17 protein-coding genes are annotated in these 18,624 nt (G+C 67.7%); 10 read left to right on the top strand and 7 right to left on the bottom strand.

The features are described 5' to 3' along the window. Window positions 1-216 precede the first annotated feature (216 nt). A complete protein-coding gene (locus JIM95_RS04680; protein ID WP_410170796.1) occupies window positions 217-2,016 on the bottom strand; it encodes a gamma-glutamyltransferase family protein in 1,800 nt (599 codons plus the stop codon). A 194-nt stretch (window positions 2,017-2,210) separates the two neighbouring features. Here JIM95_RS04680 and JIM95_RS04675 point away from each other — a divergent pair, with 194 nt between their 5' ends. After that, window positions 2,211-2,543: a hypothetical protein gene (locus tag JIM95_RS04675; protein ID WP_200258192.1), complete on the top strand. Its 333-nt coding sequence runs from the start codon at window positions 2,211-2,213 to the stop codon at window positions 2,541-2,543. 143 nt (window positions 2,544-2,686) lie between these two features. Here JIM95_RS04675 and amn read toward each other — a convergent pair whose 3' ends face one another. Continuing rightward, a complete protein-coding gene (gene amn, locus JIM95_RS04670; protein WP_200258682.1) occupies window positions 2,687-4,132 on the bottom strand; it encodes an AMP nucleosidase in 1,446 nt (481 codons plus the stop codon). A 384-nt stretch (window positions 4,133-4,516) separates the two neighbouring features. On the opposite strand from amn, the gene JIM95_RS04665 reads away from it, so the two are divergent. From JIM95_RS04665 to JIM95_RS04645, 5 genes are all read left to right on the top strand, one after another. Continuing rightward, on the top strand, window positions 4,517-5,716 hold the full coding sequence (locus JIM95_RS04665) for a sensor histidine kinase (protein WP_200258195.1): 1,200 nt from the start codon (window positions 4,517-4,519) through the stop codon (window positions 5,714-5,716). After that, on the top strand, window positions 5,713-6,345 hold the full coding sequence (locus JIM95_RS04660) for a response regulator transcription factor (RefSeq protein ID WP_200258197.1): 633 nt from the start codon (window positions 5,713-5,715) through the stop codon (window positions 6,343-6,345). Before JIM95_RS04665 ends, JIM95_RS04660 begins: the two co-directional genes overlap by 4 nt. 51 nt (window positions 6,346-6,396) lie before the next feature. Continuing rightward, on the top strand, window positions 6,397-7,080 hold the full coding sequence (locus JIM95_RS04655; protein ID WP_200258206.1) for an ATP-binding cassette domain-containing protein: 684 nt from the start codon (window positions 6,397-6,399) through the stop codon (window positions 7,078-7,080). Further along, on the top strand, window positions 7,077-8,444 hold the full coding sequence (locus JIM95_RS04650; RefSeq protein WP_200258209.1) for an ABC-2 family transporter permease: 1,368 nt from the start codon (window positions 7,077-7,079) through the stop codon (window positions 8,442-8,444). Before JIM95_RS04655 ends, JIM95_RS04650 begins: the two co-directional genes overlap by 4 nt. Window positions 8,445-8,609: 165 nt before the next feature. Further along, window positions 8,610-9,557: a DUF389 domain-containing protein gene (locus JIM95_RS04645; protein ID WP_200258211.1), complete on the top strand. Its 948-nt coding sequence runs from the start codon at window positions 8,610-8,612 to the stop codon at window positions 9,555-9,557. Window positions 9,558-9,625: 68 nt separating this feature from the next. Here JIM95_RS04645 and JIM95_RS04640 read toward each other — a convergent pair whose 3' ends face one another. The 4 genes from JIM95_RS04640 to JIM95_RS04625 form a co-directional block, all read right to left on the bottom strand. Beyond that, entirely contained in the window at window positions 9,626-10,147 is a 522-nt protein-coding gene (locus tag JIM95_RS04640; RefSeq protein ID WP_198738811.1) for a general stress protein, read from the bottom strand. Window positions 10,148-10,896: 749 nt separating this feature from the next. Continuing rightward, window positions 10,897-11,820, bottom strand: coding sequence for an endonuclease/exonuclease/phosphatase family protein (locus tag JIM95_RS04635; RefSeq protein ID WP_200258213.1), 924 nt, complete (start codon window positions 11,818-11,820; stop codon window positions 10,897-10,899). Then, complete coding sequence (locus tag JIM95_RS04630) at window positions 11,820-12,737, bottom strand: Sir2 family NAD-dependent protein deacetylase (RefSeq protein WP_234034584.1); 918 nt, start codon at window positions 12,735-12,737, stop codon at window positions 11,820-11,822. Before JIM95_RS04630 ends, JIM95_RS04635 begins: the two co-directional genes overlap by 1 nt. Next, on the bottom strand, window positions 12,734-13,501 hold the full coding sequence (locus JIM95_RS04625; protein ID WP_200258215.1) for an SDR family oxidoreductase: 768 nt from the start codon (window positions 13,499-13,501) through the stop codon (window positions 12,734-12,736). Before JIM95_RS04625 ends, JIM95_RS04630 begins: the two co-directional genes overlap by 4 nt. Window positions 13,502-13,513: 12 nt before the next feature. On the opposite strand from JIM95_RS04625, the gene JIM95_RS04620 reads away from it, so the two are divergent. From JIM95_RS04620 to JIM95_RS04605, 4 genes are all read left to right on the top strand, one after another. Next, the gene (locus tag JIM95_RS04620) at window positions 13,514-15,013 is read left to right on the top strand and encodes a succinic semialdehyde dehydrogenase (protein WP_200258217.1); all 1,500 of its coding nucleotides are present in this window, start codon (window positions 13,514-13,516) and stop codon (window positions 15,011-15,013) included. Then, window positions 15,000-16,271, top strand: coding sequence for a cryptochrome/photolyase family protein (locus JIM95_RS04615; RefSeq protein ID WP_200258219.1), 1,272 nt, complete (start codon window positions 15,000-15,002; stop codon window positions 16,269-16,271). The genes JIM95_RS04620 and JIM95_RS04615 overlap by 14 nt, the downstream gene beginning before the upstream one ends. Window positions 16,272-16,289: 18 nt before the next feature. Next, window positions 16,290-17,354 carry an alpha/beta hydrolase gene (locus JIM95_RS04610; RefSeq protein ID WP_200258223.1) on the top strand — a complete coding sequence of 355 codons (1,065 nt, stop codon included), beginning with the start codon at window positions 16,290-16,292 and terminating at the stop codon, window positions 17,352-17,354. Between the two features lie 110 nt (window positions 17,355-17,464). After that, on the top strand, window positions 17,465-18,148 hold the full coding sequence (locus tag JIM95_RS04605) for a MerR family transcriptional regulator (protein WP_200258232.1): 684 nt from the start codon (window positions 17,465-17,467) through the stop codon (window positions 18,146-18,148). On the opposite strand, the gene JIM95_RS04600 is transcribed toward JIM95_RS04605, so the two are convergent. Continuing rightward, window positions 18,121-18,621 (bottom strand): DinB family protein, encoded by a 501-nt coding sequence (locus tag JIM95_RS04600; RefSeq protein WP_200258234.1) that lies wholly within the window; start codon window positions 18,619-18,621, stop codon window positions 18,121-18,123. The genes JIM95_RS04605 and JIM95_RS04600 overlap by 28 nt on opposite strands. Window positions 18,622-18,624: the final 3 nt, after the last annotated feature.

Below are 18,624 nucleotides of genomic sequence, written 5' to 3'. Positions count from 1 at the left end.
GGATCCTCCGGTCAGTGCGTGTTGACACGCACCGACGATCCACCGGTCCAGCACCGACGGCGGCGGCTCCCCCGCACTCGACGCGGGTCCCGGGACGCCGGGCACCGCGTGCGAAGAGGATCCACGAGACCGAAAACCCCTGGACGGGGCACCTCACCGGTACATGTCAGCACGCAACGGTGAGACGAACGGCCCCCGCGCCCCGACCGGGCCGGGTCAGATCCCGCCCACGGTCCCCTCGCGCCGCGGATCCGCCCCGCCGCTGATCCGACCGTCGGGCCGCACGACGAGCACGGCGGCACCGCTCGGTTGATCGGCGAGCTGCACCCGGTGGCCGCGGGAAACCAGCCCGTCGATCAGCACCCGGGCCGGACCATCCTCCGCCTCACCGATCAGGGGATGTTCACCGCCGACGGCGGTGACGCGGGTGTTCCGCGCCCCGAAGTTCGGGGCGCCCACCGCCTGCTGGGCGTCCAGACCCCAGTCGATGAGGGCGACGAGGATCTTGACCACGTACTGGATGATCACCGCACCGCCCGGCGCCCCGACCACGGCGCGCAGGTCGGGACCGTCGAACACGAGGGTCGGGGCCATCGAGGACCTGGGTCGCTTGCCGGACTCCACGCGGTTCGCCACGGGACGTCCGTGGACGTCGGTGGGCTCGGCGGAGAAATCCGTCAGCGTGTTGTTCAGGAGGAACCCGCGCACCATGTGGAAGGATCCGAACCCGATCTCGATGCTCGTGGTGAGACTGACCGCGTTGCCGGCGGCGTCGATGACGCTGACCTGGCTGGTGCCGTACTCGGGCAGGTCACGTCCGGCGGCGAGTCCGTTCGTGGGCAGCCCCGGTTCAGCGGTGCCCATGGTCCGGTCCATGTCGATGAGTGCGGCACGTTCCCGCAGGTAATCGCGATCCAGCATGTCGGGCAGCGGATATCCGTCGGCGATGAACGTGTCCCGGTCCGCATAGGCCAGGCGCTCGACCTCACTGACGAGGTGGACGAGTTCAGGGGCGGGCACCCCGTTCCGCGGCGGGGCGCCGAGATCGTGGTGTTCGAGCATCCCGAGGATCGCCGCGACCGTGATCCCGCCGGACGAGGACGGCGGCGTCCCCGCCAGTCGAAGACCCCGGTAGGTGGACCAGAGGGGTGCACATTCGACAGCCTGGTATCCGGCGAGATCGGCGAGCGTCATCAGGCCCGGTGTCACGGTGTCCGAGGGGCGGCAGACGCGTTCGACGATCGCCTCGGCGATCTCCCCGGTGCGTAGCGCGTCGGCACCGTGTTCGGCGATGAGCTCACACGTCCGCGCGTAGTCGGGGTTGGTGAGCACGGTGCCCTCCGCCTTCGCCTCCCCGGCATCGTCGAGGAAGTGGCGTGCCGCCTCGGGACAGCGGGCGAGGTCGGTCTTCGCGTCATCGATCGACGCCCAGAGACGATGGCTGACCGAAAACCCCTCCTCGGCGCACCTGATCGCGGGGGCGATCAGATCCGCCCACGCGATGCGCCCGAATCTCCGGTGCGCGAGCTCGAGGGCGGCGACCGCCCCCGGAACCCCGACGGAACGGCCCGAACGCAGAGCGTCGGGGACCGGAGGCCGGGGATCGTCGTCACTGATCCGGGTCAGGTAGGTGCCGGTCGCGGCGGCGGGTGCGGTCTCCCGCCCGTCGAACGCGGTCGTGTTTCCCGTCGCGGCGTCGAAGTGCAGGAGGTAACAGCCTCCCCCGATACCGGAGGACTGCGGTTCGGTGAGCCCGAGCATGAACTGGGCGGCGACCGCGGCGTCGAGAGCCGTCCCACCGTCCGCGAGGACCCCCACCGCAGCATCGGTGGCGTGTTGATTGGCGGTCGACACGGCGAAGGTGTCGGTGACGACCTCCACCATTCCATCGCGGTATCCGGTCGAGATCTCCGGGCTGGTCGTGGTGTCGCGGCCGCCGGGGACCGGATCCCGGGAGGGTGGGGTCATGGCAGGATTGTAGCCTCCACCACAGTCTCCCACCCGATCGGCGCTCATCGAGGTACGGCGACCGCCTCTCTCCCCGCATATCAGCGCGGCTCGGCCCGCACGTCGAATCCACCGATGCGGAAAGACCGATCCAGGTCATCCCGGACCTTTCTTCGACCTCTCGCCGGTAGTGCCCGTCTCATCCGGAGTCATTTTCTGGTAGACCAGAGCTCACAATGTGATTCCCGTTTGAGGAGAGCCCCGTGTCCATCCGCCGCATCACCGCATCCACCGTAGCCACGGGGGTCCTCATCCTCGGTCTCGCCGCACCGGCCGGAGCCGACCCGTGGCCCACACCTGAACCGGGTAGTCCCGGTCACCGCGACTCCCAACAACTCCTCGACGCCGCGACCACGGAACTGAGCTCCTACATCTCATCGAATTTCGGGGCGATCATCCGCGACATCATCTTCCCACCGACCGACGGGCGCACCCCCGCCTGGGCGCAGGTCTCCATGCTCGGCCTCGTGGCCGGCGGCGCACTGTACGAGGTCACCCAGGGAGCGCTCGGATCTTCCGGGGTCAACCTGCGCTGACCCACGCATGTCGCCGGCCGCCGGCCGTGTGACAACCGACCCGCGGATCAGCGACACCCGGTGACAACCACCACCGTTGTATCCGGACCGGATCCGGAAGCTCGGTTCTCCACACGTGCGGAGAACCGTCGCTCCACCGGAACCTAACGCATCGGCACTTCCCCGATCGTGCGGCGTAGCTTCCTGGTGTGCAGTTTCTCGGGTTTGGCGGCGAGTTTCTCCATCGCCCGCATCGCGCAGATCAGGTGTGCCTCCTTCGATGAGGAATAGAACGCCTGGGCGCCGGCGGGCAGCTTCGGCACATTGTGCAACGGGAGGTCGGAGACACTGAGCAGCGTGCCGTAGGGGATGCGGTAGCGGTATCCGTTGGCGGCGAGGGTCGCCGACTCCATGTCGACGGCCACCGCCGTGGAGCCGCGGAGGATCCGCCACAGATCCCGGGACGTGTGCCATTCCCAGTTCCGGTCGTCGGTCGACATGACCGTACCGGTGCGCATCAGCGAGTGGTTGTCGCCGTAGACCGCGTTCACCGACTTCTCCAGCGCACGCTGCACCTCAGGCACCGCGGGGATCGGGATGTCGAGACCGATCCGGTCGTCGAGGATGTGATCCCGGCGCTGGTAGGCGTTGCCGAGGATGAGGTCTCCGATGCGCATGCGGCCGTCGAGACCTGCGCAGTGGCCGATCATGATCCAGCATTCGGGTCGGAGGACCGCCAGGCAGTCGGTGATCGTCTTGGCGTTGGACGGCCCCACCCCGATGTTGATGATCGTCACGCCCGTGTTGTCCTCGGCGGAGAGATCGTAGCGGGGCATCTGGCGTGACGACGGCCCGAGCAGCGTCTGCAGTTCCACGCCGTCGACCTCCCCGCGCCGGAGCACGCGACCGTCGTTGAGACGGAGTTCCGTGTAGCGGGATTCGGGGATCGCCAGCTCCGACAGCGCGTAGCGGACGAACTCGGTGGTGTGCATGGCGTAGTTCGTGAACAGGATGTACTTCTGCACACCCTCGACACCGATGCCGGTGTAGTGCTCGATGCGTTCACAGGCGATGTCGAAACGCTGCGGTGAGAAGTGGAACAACGGCATCTCGGAATCGTGGAACACGTCCCAGGACCCGTCGATGATCCCGTCGTGCACGTCATCGAGGCTCGGTCGCGGGATGACGCCCGCATCATCGTGGACACGCGGCGGCGGTGGGCAGTCGGCGGGAAGGGACAGGTACTCCGGCGGGATACGCACCTCCGACGGACCGGTGGAGATCGTGCACGGATAGTTGGTGGTCAGGCGGTCCAGCTGGGCGGTCAGGTAGCGGCGCATGAGCCGTGGGCGGGAGACGGTCGCGGCGTAGCGTCCCGCCCGGTCGACGTAGCCGAAGGGTTCGGTGCGGTCGATGGGGCGCCAGGACTCCACCTCGACGACGAGCTTGGGATAGACCACGTCGCTGTAGCGGCTGTAGTCGGCCGGCCCGTCGGTGGTTTCTCCGGAGTTGAGGATCCCGCATGCGAGTTCCACCGCGGCGTCGTAGCGTCTGATCAGGTCGTCGACGGCTGCTTCGACCGAGTCGTGTGTGATCCATCCGGTGGGCATCTGCGTTGACCGTGTCTCCATGCCGCCCAGACTAGCCACGGTCGACGGGGCCCGGTACCCCCTCCGGTTCAGAGCCACGTTCATGTCGTCGGTACGTGTCAACACCCATCGACGAAACGAGTGAACAGGCGTTTTCCCGCCATCATCGACACGTTTTCACGTGGTAGCCACGCGCGGGCCCTGCGGTGAACAGCCGGCCCTCTGGGTATCGACGGTGCGTGTTAACACCCACCAGTAATGGACACCGACCTGGGTTTTCTCCGTTCTCCCACCGGGTTCGCACGCACCGACGACATTTCCGGCGACCCAAACACCGCTCATTCCCTGCCGACGCACCGCACCGTACGAATCACCGCCCGCACCGGCGCGCCTAGACTTTCGGCCATGGGGACCGCACCGGAACCATCGACCCACCGACCGGAGCTCACGGGCACCACCGGCAACCGGCTCCGCCGTCTTGACCTGGTGTTCGCTGCACTGGCGGCGATGTTGGCGGTGTTCCATCTGCTCGTCGCACTGTCCGGAACAACCCCCGGCCATGCCGCTCTGATCGAGGTCGTGCTCGCGGTTCTCTTCGTCCCCGCGTTCGCGGTGTGGCGCAGCCGGGTCGTCCCGGCGGCGACCGCGCTGACGGTCCTGACCGTGGCATGGACGGTGAACTGGTTCACTGCACTGCCGACGAACCTGGGTATCAGTCCGTTCCTGGTCGCGGTGCCGATGGTGGTGTACTCGACGGCCCGGTACCGTTCAGATCTGCTCGTCCCGGGTGTTTTCACCACGATTCAGGCCGTCTGGTGCTTCTTCTCCCCGCTGCTGTGGTGGTGGACACCCGATCATTTCGAGCGCGCCACCGGTGTTCAGGCGGCGAGCTGGGTCGCGCTTCAGTGGCTGGTTCTGGGCCTGGTGTTCGTCTCGGCGCGCAGCGCGCGGTCCGCGGAGCGGCACCTGGTGGTGGAGCAGGAGGCGGCGCGCGAGCGGGAGCGTGCGGGTGTCGCGAGGGAGATCCATGATGTGCTGGCGCACAGCCTGACGCTGATCAACATGCAGGCCGGGGCGGGTGTCATGCTCGGCGGTGGGGTGACGGACCGGCGGGCGGAGATCCTGTCGACGATCCAGAAGGTCAGCTCGGAGGCCCTCGAGGAGGTGCGCGGGATCGTGGGGACGTTGCGTGACGATTCTCCGCCGACGTCGGTGACGGGCATGGCCGGGATCCGGGACATGGTCGGGGAATTCAGGTCCGCCGGGCTCACGATCGAGGCATCGTTGCCGGAGGGTGAGGTCTCGGACTCTCAGGTTGTCCGCCTGACGCTGCGCCGGGTGGTGCAGGAGGCGCTGACGAACGTGCTGCGCCACCAGGGCCCGGGCAGCACCGTGGCGCTCACCGTGGAGGTCACCGATGAGGTTCGCGTGGTGGTGGACAGTCGCGCCGGCGGCCCGGTTCCGCGGCGGACGCCGCATTCAGGTGCCGGGCTGACCGGTGTGCGCGAGCGGGTGGAGCACCTCGGCGGGACCCTGGATGTGGACGTGTCGGATCCGGCGCACGCGCACCTGGTGGCCGGTTTCCCGGTGGTGGTGGCACCGTGATCCGGGTGCTGCTCGCGGACGATCAGCCGCTGGTGGTCCAGGCGCTGGAGATGACCCTGTCGACCCAGCCCGACATCGAGGTCGTCGCCACCGCCGCCGACGGCGCGGAGGCCCTGGAGGCGGTCGCCGCACACCGGATCGATGTCGCGGTGCTGGACATCCAGATGCCACGGGTCGACGGGATCGGGGTGGCGCGCGAGATCCTCGCCCGGCACCCGGGCGTCCGGGTGCTGATGCTGACGACGTTCGACGCGCACGAGCTGGTCCGCGACGCCCTGACCAAGGGTGTGCACGGTTTCCTCCTGAAGGACTGCGGGCCGGAAGCGCTGATCGACGCCGTACGACGGGTGGACGCCGGGGCGTCGGTGCTCTCTCCGGGGGTCACGGACTATGTGCTGCGGGTGTTCCGCGGACACACACCCACCCCACCCGCGGAGCCGTTGACGGACCGCGAGCGGGACGTTCTGGCGGGAATCGCCCGGGCCCGCACCAACGCCGAGATCTCCGCCGACCTGCACATCGGTGAAGCCACGGTGAAGACGTACATCTCCCGTCTGCTGGCGAAGACGGGGACCCGGGACCGGGTGGGACTCGCGCTGTGGGCCCGGGACCACGAGCTGCACCTCTGATTCCCCCGCGCGGTGGATGTGCCGGAGGCCGGCCGACGTTTCACTGGTGTCATGAACAACCACGAACCGGCGATCGAGTGCCACGACCTCTCCATCAGCTACCGGGGCCAGCGGGTCCTGGACGGATTCAGCATGACCGTCGAGCGGGGCCGGATCCACGCCCTGGTCGGCCGGAACGGTGCGGGCAAATCCACGTGCTTCCGGATCATCCTCGGACTCGAGGACCGGGCCGGCGGCACGGTGGAGGTCGACCGGGCGTCGGTGGGCGCCTCGGTCAACGGGCCGGCGCTGTACCCGCACCTGAACGCACGGGACAACCTCCGCGTCCACACCCTGCTCCTCGGCCTCGACGACGCCGAGATCGACCGAGTCCTCGGGGTGGTGGGCCTGACCGGCACGGGGCGGAAGAAGGTGCGCAGTTTCTCCACCGGCATGAGATCCCGCCTGGCGTTGGCCGTCGCCCTGCTGGGTGGGCCACGGATCCTGCTTCTCGACGAACCACAGAACGGCCTCGACCCGGAGGGCACCGTCGCACTGCGGGGACTCCTGCGCGGCTACGCCGACGCCGGTGGGACGGTGCTGATCAGTTCACACCAGCTCGGTGAGATCGCCCGCACCGCCGACGACATCACCGTGCTCCACGACGGGCGGGCCGCCTACTCCGGCTCACTCGACGCCTTCGCGCCGGCCGGCGAACTCGAGTCCCGGTTCCTCGACCTCACGGCGATCCGATGATCCGCGTGATCCGGGCGGAACTCGTCCGCACGAAGAACACGACCGTCGCCTTCTTTCCGCTCCTCGGTTTCGCCCTTGCCGGACTGGGGCTCCTCACCGGCTACTCGGATGCCGGCCGCGGCGCCTGGCAGGCGATCTACGTCACCGGCATGGCAGCACCGCTCATGGCGTTGCTGTCCGGCCTCCCGGAGAAACGGGAGAAGTCCTGCCGGGAGGGCGGGACGGGGATCCGGCAGGTGTCACCGCGCCTGATCCGGGGCGGACGCCTCATCGTCCTGCTGATCATCCTCGCGGCCATGCTCGCCTGCGATTTCGGCATTCTCCTGATGCCGGTGGCCTGGGTGTGTGCCTGGATCGGTGCCGCCGGGGTCGTCGCACTGTTCGGTGTGATCAGCCGGTGGATCGGCCTGATACCGGCCCTCCTGGTCGCGGTGGTGTGGCAGTTGACGGGCACGCTGACGGCGGAACATCCGCTGTGGTTCCTCCTTCCACCGACGTGGGCGGTACGAATCATGCTGCCGGTCCTCGGTGTCCACTCCAATGCCGTCCCCCTCGACCCGGGCGATCCACTCACCACGGAATCCCCGACCCTCGCCGCGGTCCTCTGCCTGGTGTTCGCGGCCCTCGCCGCCACCGCGTACGTGTTCATCGGGACACCCCGCACCCGGCCCGACAGATCAACCACAACGGCCACATCACACACCGGAACCTGGGCCGCCGAACCCGCCGCAGACCTGCGGAAGGGACGGGCGTCGACGGGCGCGGCACTGAGCCACACGCTGCTCCGCACCGCACTCACCCCCCTCACTCTCGCGGCGCTGGCGCTGATCGCCGTCGCCGGATCGTGGACCGCGGACCTCGCGGTGCACCTGATCCTGCCCCTGGGCTGCGGAATCGCGGCCGTGGTCACCTGGACCGCACTGCAGCCCGCATGGTGGATCACCGTCTGCCGGACACGGCGGGTGATCCCGGGGGTCATCGTCTGGCTGGACGTGCTGGTGGCCGCGATGGGACTCGGGACAGGCGCCGTCCTCGCACTGCGCGGAACGCCGCTCCCGGAGGTCCTGCGGGTGGCGGGACTGCTGATCGTCGTCGGCACGGTCATGGTCACGGCGGCACTGGCGCTGTGCGTCCGTACCGGGCCGGGAGCGGTGATCGCAGCGACCGTGTTCCTCACGGTCCTGTCCGTCACCCTCGGCGGTTCAGTCCTGGCCGACACAGCGCTCTGGTTACCGGCGATGCCCGCGTGGCCACTGACGGCCACCGGCGGCCGTCTCCCCGTTGCACTGATCATGGGCACCGCTCTGCTCATCGTGTCCACCGGGTTGGCGCACCGGGAGTTGCGTCGGGCGGCTGCACGGTGAGCGGTACCTCCGGCTGCCATCCGTGCGGACGGACCTCGTCGTGGAACGGCTCGGGTGACCCCGGGCGATCCCCGGGGTCCGTGTCTGTCCGGGACCGGCCCGTACCCCTGTCGCGGCCCACGGAACTGGGTATAGTCACCGGCATGAGCCGGATGGTGGGGTCCCATGAAATCGAGCGGTGACGTCACGGTACTGAGGGTCATCTGCACCCGGGCGCAGAGCGCCCCCGTGGTTGATCTGCTCAGCGACGTTCGCGGTGTCACCCATCTGATCCGGAGCCGCGACGCCGCACTCTCACCGCCCGGGGACGTCATCGAGGCGGTCATTCCCCGGGGACTCATCCAGGCCCTGGTGGACGATCTGACGGAACTCGGTGTCGATGAGTCGGGTGAGATCAGTTTCCGTGACATCGATCTCGTGGTGTCGCGGATGGTCGACGCGGCATGTGAAGATGTCGCGGCACACTCAGGTGCGGACCCTCTCGTGTGGGACGAACTGATTGAACAGACCGACGAGGGAAGTGAACTCAATCCCGAGTTCCTCATATTCCTCGTCATCGCGTGCCTGTTGGCGGCGATAGGCGTGATAACGCATTCAGCGGTTCTCATCGTCGGGGCGATGGTGGTGAGCCCGGATTTCGGGCCTCTCGCGGGTCTCGCGGTTGCGGTGGTGGGACAACGTCGGAGACTGGCGGTCGAGGCCGCATCAGCTATCACCGTGGGATTCCCGGTGGGGATCGCCGCAACCGGATTAGCCGCGCTCCTCGCCCGGAGCGCCGGAATTCTCCCCGGGGATTCACTGGACGACCTGGGGAGTGTCTCCTTCGTCTATCAGGTCGGCCCCTATTCGCTCATCGTGGCACTCCTGGCGGGAATGGCCGGAATGCTCGCCCTGACCTCCCGGAAGTCCACCGCGCTTGTCGGGGTGTTCATCTCCATCACGACGGTACCGGCGGCCGGTTTCTGTGCACTGGCCGCAGTCAACGGTGACTGGAGCCGGTCCGGGGAAGCACTACTCCAGCTCCTGATCAACATCGCCGGGGTTCTCGTCGCGGGAATCATCACCCTGTGGTTCCGGCGTGCCCACGTCACGGGTGGACCGGCGGTGGGCTGAGACGGGGCGGGCCCCGGGGTGGTCGTACCACTCCCGGGACCCTCCGACCTCGTGCCGCAGAAAGAATCCTAGGAGGTCTCCACCAGGTTGTCGGCGCCGAGGATCTCACGGGCGCGTTCCAGGTCGGCCTCATCGGCGCTCTGTGCGACCAGCAGGAAACGACCCGCCGTCAGGTGCTCGGTGAGCTTCGGCAGATGCTTCTTGGCCACGAAATGACCGGTGACCGCACCAACCACACCACCCAGTGCGCTGAAGGCGGCCGCACCTTCGACACCACCGGCGAGCGCCGCCGCGAGGGAACCGGCGACCACGACAGGCCCGACACCCGGAACCAGAAGGAGAGCCGACCCGGACAGAAGGCCGAAGATACCGCCGAACCAGGCGCCGAACTTGGCGTCGGACTTGGCGACATCCTTGCCGTTGATGAATCCGTGAACCTCAGTCGTGCTCTCCAGGTTCTGGGTGATCACGGAAACATGTTCGATGGGGAATCCAGCTTCACCGAGCTTCCTGACCGCTTCGGTCGCCGCCTCCAGCGAGTCGAATACCGCAACCTCACCCTGGTTGATGTTCGTTGTTTCCTGGCTCATGTTGTCCTCCATCAATCTCGGTAGTTCTCGATAAATGTCTGCCCCCGGAACAGCTCATCCAGGGGAAACCTCCGAACCGATCGGACCCATTCGGTGAATGGACCATGCGCGCTGTTCTCCGGCCATGCTCTCAGGCACAGTTTTGTCGGCGGCCACCAACCGGAACGATGAAAGCGGAAAACATCCGATTCCGTCCAACAGCAACGTCGGAAGATACAGAATTGCACCCATTATCGCGGCCAGAAGTAGCGTTAGTACATCTGCGACCGCTGGATACGTTTTTCATGATAAGGATCATCAGGCAAACTTTCCACAAATCTTCTGTATTTTTTATACTGATAACCCCTCATTTTTTATCAGTTTTTTCTCACTGTTTCGCTCATCCAGGTTAATTTCACTCAGCGAATCCCCGTCAACCGCCCACCTATCCGTCGGGAGATCGGTGTCCGGCACCACAGCATCCCGATCCCGTCGGTCCGCCGGGCCCGACCACGGAGAGCGCACGCACCGGAATCATGGACCGGAGTCCCGTGACAGGGCGGAACAAACTTCCCCGGGGATTCCTCGTTCGACTGGAACTCAGCAAAACCGCCACACCGACGGCCCCGCCACCATCAGCCGGTCCACGGATGAGTGGGATGACACCTGCCGACGCGGTCCGCCCGGGAACCGGCCGCGCCCCCGCATCGGGCATTGTCCCGAAGGTTCACCGGTTCCACCCCGGCGCCGGTCCGCACATCCCCCGACGGTTACGGGAACGATTCCTGTCTCCGCCGTACACCTACGACGACGGGAGCGTGATCGGATTGCCCGGATCCGATGATGTGGACGCCACCGTCGACGACACTCCATCCGTCGGGGATGAGGATGTGGTCGATGGGTGAACGTGCCCATCCGGGGAGGGAGGTCGGCCATGTTCCCCCACCGAAGATCGGTGCGGCGGCCACCGCATCCGTGTGCGTGTCGATCCGCGCCAGGTCACCGTGCCGGAGCACGGCGTTGAGATCACCGATGATCAGGGCGCCGGGGTTCGCCGCGGCGAGAGCGGCGACGGCTCCCAGATCACCGCGCCACCGGCTCATGAGACCAGGCAGTGGAGGCGCGGTGTGGAGACCGATGACATCCGGTTTCCCTGTCCCGGGGTGTCCGGATGAAACGTGAATGGTGCCGAATGTGACACGGGAGGAGCCGGGGACCTCTGTGGTCCGGTAGTCCCCGAGCCCGTCTGCGGTGAGAACCGTGACGGGTGTCCCTCCGCTGACGAAGGACCGGTAGCCGGCAGGAACCTCACCGGAATACTCGGGGAGAACCGCGATGTCGGGGTGGACGTCCCGGATGAGGGCGGCGAGGTTCTCCGTGGTGACGGAACCGCCGGTGTTCCACTCGAGCACGACGAGTTCCCCGTCCCCGTCGGCTCCCGCATCGCTGACGGTGGGCCGCTGGACGGGCAGGAAACTCCCCGCACCGGCTATGACGAGTACCGCGCCCGCGACGGGCAGCACCCGGAACCGCCGCCGGGGCACACCGACGGCACCGATGAGGCCCAGCCCCGCGCCGATCACGACCGGAAATGCCGTGAGGTGGGCGATGACGGGCAATGTGGTGGTCGGGTTCCCGGGCAGGAACGCCCAGACCAGAGCCGCTGTGAGGATGCAGAGGGACAGGATACGCATCACAGCTCCAGGGCGTCGAGGATCAGGTCGGAGGCGTCGGAGACGCTCGTGCGCCACAGGATGTCGGCGCGGGTGTCGGCGCGCCCCGGGCCACCGTTGACGACGATGAGGGGAAGCCCGGCGCGGCCGGCGTCGAGCGCGATGCGGTATCCGCTCATGACGGCTAGTGAACTGCCCATGACGACGAGGGCACGCGAGTTGTGGAGGAGCCTGTTGACGGTGGCACGCCGGTCGGTCGGGACGGGTTCGCCGAAGTAGACGACATCGGGTTTGAGGAGTCTCGAATCGCGGTAGATGCAGCCGACGAGCCGGAAACGGGTGACGATGTCCGGTGTGAGGTCGATATCGCCGTCGGGGCGGACGTCCCCCGTGCCCACGGCCCGGGCACACTCGAGGTATCCCGGATTCGCCGCGGCGAGACGGCGGTCGAGGTCGGGGCGCGGTTCTCGGGTGCCGCAGCGGAGGCAGACGACGACGGAGAGATCACCGTGCAGTCCGATGACGGTGCGGAGACCGTCGACGTTCTGGGTGACGATCCCGGTGATCAGACCGGCGCGTTCGAGTTCGACGAGGGTGTGGTGGGTGCGGTTGGGACGGGTACCCGCCATGTGCCGCCAGCCGATGAAGCTGCGGGCCCAGTAGCGGTGGAGTGCCCCGGGATCGTGGCGGAACTCCTGGTAGGTCATCGGTCGATCGCGGGTGAGGGACCCTGCCGGTCCGCGGTAGTCGGGGATACCGGAGTCGGTGGACATCCCGGCGCCGGTGAGCACGAGGGCCCCGCCACGACGTAGTGCATCGGCGGTGGCGGTCAGTGCGTCATCCGGCGGCGTGGGTCGTGCGGTTTCCCGGACGACGCGGGAGATGGAGCGGAGTGCGGAGGCGTGGATGCGGGCGATGTCCGGGGTGAAGCTGGTCAACCGGCGACCAGCCTGGTGACGATCTTCCCCATCCAGTGCGGGGTGAGTTCGCGGGCGGTGTGCATGATGCGGTCGGTGGTGGACACGTCGTAGTGCACCTTCGCCCGGGCGAACCGACCGGTGGGGTGCACGGCGTCCCAGAGAATGTCGGCGACGGCCTCGGGTGTGATGTTGACGCCGAGGCGGCGGACGGATCCGGCGTCGACGTCAGCGAGGCTGGTTTTGGCCCAGAGGGGCCACAGGTCGACGACGCGGATGCCGTCGTCGTGCCATTCGAGGTTCAGTGCCTCGGTGAGACCGGCGACGTAGAACTTGGTGGCGGAGTAGACGCTGATGTCGGGTTGCCCGTAGATAGCGGAGGCGGAGGCCATATTCACGAGATGCGATCCGGGTGTCGCCGCGAGATGGGGGTGGGCGGCACGGGCACCCAGGGTGACGCCGAGGCAGTTGACGTTGATCTGTGCGGCGATGTGTCCGGGGTCCATCCCCGCGAGGTGCCCGTCGGCGATGATGCCGGCGTTGTTGTCGAGCACGTCGAGTCGTCCTCCGGTGTGGGCGGTGAATTCGGCGAGTGCGGCGTCCCAGCTGCCCGGATCTGTGACGTCGAGGTGGCCGCTGATCATCGTGCCGCCCAGTTCCTCGCTGATGTCGGGGCCGTCGACGGAGATGTCGTAGACGCCGACGGTCCAGCCCTCGCGGAGGAAGCGGCCGGCGACGGCCGCCCCGATTCCCCGGGCGCCGCCCGAGATGAAGATGTTTCCCATAGGTTGGAGTGTATGACTGATTCCTCCACAACTGCAGCCGCCATCACGATCACCTGTCCGGCGGACGGTCGGACGGTGGGGCGGGTGACGGGCCACACGCGAGCGGATGTCCGTTCCGCGTTCGCCGTGGCGAGACGGGCCCAGCCGGTGTGGGCCACCACACCGGTGTCGGACCGGAGGTCGATCATGCTGCGGTTCCACGATCTCGTGCTGTCGCACCGGGACGAGCTGCTGGATCTGATTCAGGCGGAGACGGGCAAGAACCGGGCCAGTGCGTTCGATGAGGTGCTCGATGTGGCGGTGACGGCGCGGCACTACGCGTTCGCGGCGGCCGGGCTGCTCGCGCCGGAACGGGTCAAGGGGGCGTTGCCGGTGTTGACGCGCACCGTCGTGGAGCGGGCACCGGTCGGCGTGGTCGGGGTGATCTCCCCGTGGAACTATCCGCTGTCGATGGTCGTCTCCGACGCGGTACCCGCTCTTTTGGCGGGCAACGCGGTGGTGCTGAAACCGGATTCGGCGACACCGTTGACGGCGCTGAAGGCGGCGGAGCTGCTGTCCGCCGCGGGTCTGCCGGCGGAGCTGTTCCAGGTGCTGCCCGGCCCCGGTGAGGAGGTCGGCGGGGCGATCGCCGACGAATGTGACTACCTGATGTTCACGGGGTCCACGGCGACGGGCCGGATCCTTGGTGCGAAGGCCGGGGAACGGTTGATCGGCTATTCGGCGGAGTTGGGTGGCAAGAATCCGTTGATCGTCGCCCCGGACGCCGATCTGGCGCGCGCGGCGCGCGGCGCGCGGCAGGCGTGCTTCGCGAACACGGGCCAGTTGTGCATCTCCGTGGAGCGGATCTACGTGCACGAGGAGGTCGCGGGTGACTTCACCACCCGGTTCCTGGCGGAGGTGTCGTCGATGACGGTCGGCGCGGGTCCGGGCTGGGACGTCGACATGGGTTGCCTGATCTCCGAGGGGCACCTGGAGCGGGTGCGGTCAATGGTCGACGATGCGGTGTCGAGGGGCGCCCGGGTCCTGGCCGGCGGCCACCCGCTGCCGGACCTGGGACCGACGTTCTACGCACCGACGGTGTTGACGGATGTGCCGCCGGACGCGGAGCTGTATGACGGGGAGGTGTTCGGCCCGGTGGTGTTCATGGAGACGGTCGCCAGCGTCGACGAGGCGGTGGAGCGGGCCAACGAGACCACCTACGGGCTGAATGCCAGTGTGTGGGCGAAACCCTCGACGGGCCGCCGCATCGCGTCGCGGCTGCACGCGGGCACCGTGAACGTGAACGAGGGTTTCGCCGCGGCGTGGGGTTCGGTCGCCGCCCCGATGGGTGGCTGGCGGGCCTCGGGGCTGGGGCGTCGCCACGGGGCGGTGGGGTTGACGAAGTACACGGAGACCCGCACCGTCGCGACGCAGCGCCTCATGCCGGTGTCGGGTCCGCCCGGTGTCGACCGGGAGTTGTTCTCGGACGTGATGTCGACGGCTCTGCGCTGGGGCAAGCGTGTCCTGCGCTGACCGGATCGTCTGGCTGCGCCGGGATCTCCGCCTGCACGATCATCCGGCTCTGACGGCGGGCGGTCCCGACGCGCGGGTCGTCGTGGTGCGGGAGCCTGCGGCGAACGGTTTCCAGCGGGCACTCGTCGACGCCGCGTTGGATGAGGTCCGTGCGCACCGCACGGTGGAGGTTTTCGACGGCGATCCGCGCGAGGTGATTCCGGGGCTGAACCCGGCGAAGGTGTGGGTGAGCGCCGACTTCACGCCGTCGGGCCTGGCCCGTGACCGGGCGGTCTCGGACGCCCTCGGCCCCGGTGTGATGGAGGCCGCCGGGTCCGCGTACGCCGTCGATCCGGGGATCCTGCGCACGGGGCAGGGCGGGCACTACAAGGTGTTCACGCCGTTCCACCGGGCGTGGTGCGACTACGGTGCCGATGATCCCGTGGGTGGCCTCCCGGGCGAGGACGGGCTGCCGGTCACCCGGGCGTGGCGGGACTGGTGTGGGTTCCTGCGGGAGCGGCTGGACGGCTACGCGGAGAACCGGGACATCCCGGCGATCGACGGTACGTCACGGATCTCGGGGTGGCTGGCCGTGGGTGCACTGCACCCGCGGAGCCTGCTGGCCACACTGGCGGTCGCGGATGCGCCGGAGGATGACAAGGAGGCGTTCGCCCGCGAGCTGGCGTTCCGCGAGTTCTACGCCGATTTCCTCCACCACCGCCCGGAGACGGCGCACAGTGACGTGAATCCGCGGTTCGCCGGTTTCCGGTGGAACGAGTCCGGTTCGGAGTTCGACCTGTGGGCCCGGGGCCGGACGGGTTTCCCGATCGTGGACGCCGGGATGCGTCAGCTCGCGGCGACTGGCTGGATGCACAACCGGGTGCGGATGCTGGTGGCCAGTTTCCTCACGAAGGATCTCCACCTGCCGTGGCAGGCGGGAGCGGAACACTTCCGCAGGCATCTGGTCGATTTCGACGTGGCAAGCAACCAGCACTCGTGGCAGTGGTGCGCCGGCACGGGTACGGACGCCTCTCCCTACTTCCGGGTGTTCAACCCGATGACCCAGGGGAAGAAGTTCGATCCCGACGCCCGCTACATCACCCGCTGGGTCCCGGAGTTGCGGGGCGTTCCGGCCGGGGACATCCACGCGATACGGAATCTTCCGTCGGAGTATCCGGTGCCGATCGTCGATCACGCGGAGGAGCGCCGCGACGCGCTGGCACGTTACGAGGAAATCAAGGGGGTTTCCAGGGACTTTAAGGTGCGTCACGGGCGCTAATCGCCTAGGTTTGATTCCATGAGTGCACTTCAGACCCATTCCGCCGGTCACACCACCGGGTTTCTCCGTCTTTCTTCGGTGGTCACGGCGGTTCTCACCGCGCTGGCGGTCATGCTCATGCTGACCGCTGCTCCGGCACACGCCGCAGGCAACCGCGACTGGCTGCGCCCCGGATGTGAGTGGGACGGTCACGGACACTGGATCCAGAAGTGCCGGGTTCCCTCACCCTCCAACGGTCGGGACATGGCCGTGCTGGTGCAGCCCGCCGCCTACGGCGGCAACGGTGGCCTCTACCTGCTGGACGGTCTGGAAGCCCCGCGGGACAGCAATGACTGGGTGCGCACAGACGTGATGAACCAGTTCCTCGGCGACAACGTCACCATCGTCATGCCCGTCGGCGGTCGTGGCCAGTTCTACGCCGACTGGGCACAGGCGGGCCAACCGCTGTCCTCGGGTTACAGTTCCGAGATAGGCCAGGTGCCGCCGCTGCAGTGGGCGCAGTGGGAGACGTTCCTCACCGCTGAACTTCCCGACTGGTTGCAGCACCACTTCGGGGTGAGCCCGAACCGGAACTCCATCGCGGGTATCTCGATGGGCGCACTCCCGACGCTGACCCTGGCGTCCCGGCATCCGGACCAGTTCAAGCAGGCGATCGCCCTCTCGGGCTTCATTGATCCGACCGCGGCGACCCACATCCCGATGCTCGCGGCGGTCGGCTCCGCCGGTTCGTCCTTCAACGGTGGTCAGGTGTGGGAGCTCTTCGGTTCCTCACCGGCGTTCAGCTCCAACATGAACAAGCTCGATCCGGTGGCGAACATCCAGGGACTACGGAACGTCGACACCATCGTCTACTCGGGTAACGGGCTCAAGCACCCCGCGGACGGTTTCCCGCCTCCGCCGAACATCCCGCTGTCGATCCTGGGTGAGTTCTTCATCAACCTCTCCAGCATCAGCTTCGTCACGAAGGCCCGTGCACAGGGCATCAACGTCGAACACCAGCAGGGAGACGGTCTGCACACGTGGGCGCCCTGGGTGCGGGTCATGCGGGACAACCACAGTCGTATCCTCGGTGCCGTCGGCTGATCCCCGTCGCACGATCCGCTCACCCCCGCCACTGCCGGTCAGTGCGGGGGTTCCGCGTATCCGGGGACAGATGTTGACCCTGCCACGGTGTCAGACTGTCGACCGGGATCATGAACAACATCCACGGACTCAAGACAGGTGTCTTCTCCCAACTCACCGGCATCAGTGTGCGGATGCTCCGGCACTACGGGACACACGGTGTGCTCACCGCGCTGAGCCGGGAACGTCGCCGTGCGATCCTCCGGGACATCGCGGCCGCAGAGACGCAGTTGGATGCGCTCGCAGCTCTCGACGTGCGGGCGATCACCGACCCGGTTCCGGTCACCCGGACCGTGTTTCCGGCCATGGACGTCATCAGCCTTCGCGCGGTGCTCCGCGACCACAACCACGAGCACCACCTGTGGGAGCGCCTTCGTGATCTGACATCCGACGGCACGGTACCCGTTACCCCGGAAGGTGTCGCCGGGGCCTGCTACCATGACGCCGAATTCCGCGAATCGCAGACCGACGTGGAGATCTTCGTCCGGGTCACTGAACCGTTTGTGCCGGAGGCACCAGTGACACACCGGGTGATCCCCGCACGGGACGTCGTCACGGCGACGCTCCACGGGCCGTACGAACGGATGGGCACGGTCACCACACAGATCGGTGCCCATCTGGTCGAACACGGACTGGAGGCCGGGCCGATGATGAACATCTACCGGGTCTCCCCGGCGCAGGACCCGGATCCGGAGGCCTGGATCACCGATGTGGTGTTCCCCCTGGTTCAGAGCGCCGGCATGCCGGCGACGTAGGCCGCCTGGCCGACGTGCTGGGCGGCGTCGTCGATGATGCTGACGAGCCGGGTGGCCCGGGTGACGGGCGGATCATAGGAATCGTCGATGATCTCCTCCCACTGACCGTCCCGCAGGCTCGCGGCGTACCACGCGGCGGCGGCACACACGTCGGCGAGATACCCGGTGAGTCCCTCCTGATCGTCGGACCTCATCCGGGCCGCTGTCTCGGGACCGTCACCGTATCCGATGCCGTCTCCGGCCGGGCCGAGGTTCAACCGGTCCCGCCAACCCTCGGCCCACACCTCGGTGCCGCCGGTGAGCTGCGCGAGCTGCACGTCCATCTGGCGGGCCGCGTGCCAGAGCAACCACGCCGGCGAGTTCGGGTGGCCGCCGGGGTGACCGTTCAACACGGCAGGTGCCAGGGCAGGCAGTGCAGCCGCTGCTTCAGCGGGTCGGTGGGCGAGGTCGGTGAACAGTGCGGAAAGGTCCATACC

Source organism: Corynebacterium antarcticum (assembly GCF_016595285.2).
Classification (GTDB): domain Bacteria; phylum Actinomycetota; class Actinomycetes; order Mycobacteriales; family Mycobacteriaceae; genus Corynebacterium; species Corynebacterium antarcticum.
The sequence above is the reverse complement of the archived record's forward strand: the minus strand, read 5'-3'. Positions and strand labels throughout refer to the sequence as shown.

Coding starts and splice junctions, on each gene's coding strand:
- JIM95_RS04625 (WP_200258215.1), bottom strand. CDS start 13,501: ATGGGAAACATCTTCATCTCGGGCGGCGCCCGGGGAATCGGGGCGGCC.
- JIM95_RS04600 (WP_200258234.1), bottom strand. CDS start 18,621: ATGGACCTTTCCGCACTGTTCACCGACCTCGCCCACCGACCCGCTGAA.
- amn (WP_200258682.1), bottom strand. CDS start 4,132: ATGCCCACCGGATGGATCACACACGACTCGGTCGAAGCAGCCGTCGAC.
- JIM95_RS04640 (WP_198738811.1), bottom strand. CDS start 10,147: ATGAGCCAGGAAACAACGAACATCAACCAGGGTGAGGTTGCGGTATTC.
- JIM95_RS04635 (WP_200258213.1), bottom strand. CDS start 11,820: ATGCGTATCCTGTCCCTCTGCATCCTCACAGCGGCTCTGGTCTGGGCG.
- JIM95_RS04665 (WP_200258195.1), top strand. CDS start 4,517: ATGGGGACCGCACCGGAACCATCGACCCACCGACCGGAGCTCACGGGC.
- JIM95_RS04645 (WP_200258211.1), top strand. CDS start 8,610: ATGAAATCGAGCGGTGACGTCACGGTACTGAGGGTCATCTGCACCCGG.
- JIM95_RS04680 (WP_410170796.1), bottom strand. CDS start 2,016: ATGAGCGCCGATCGGGTGGGAGACTGTGGTGGAGGCTACAATCCTGCC.
- JIM95_RS04610 (WP_200258223.1), top strand. CDS start 16,290: ATGAGTGCACTTCAGACCCATTCCGCCGGTCACACCACCGGGTTTCTC.
- JIM95_RS04650 (WP_200258209.1), top strand. CDS start 7,077: ATGATCCGCGTGATCCGGGCGGAACTCGTCCGCACGAAGAACACGACC.
- JIM95_RS04655 (WP_200258206.1), top strand. CDS start 6,397: ATGAACAACCACGAACCGGCGATCGAGTGCCACGACCTCTCCATCAGC.
- JIM95_RS04620 (WP_200258217.1), top strand. CDS start 13,514: ATGACTGATTCCTCCACAACTGCAGCCGCCATCACGATCACCTGTCCG.
- JIM95_RS04605 (WP_200258232.1), top strand. CDS start 17,465: ATGAACAACATCCACGGACTCAAGACAGGTGTCTTCTCCCAACTCACC.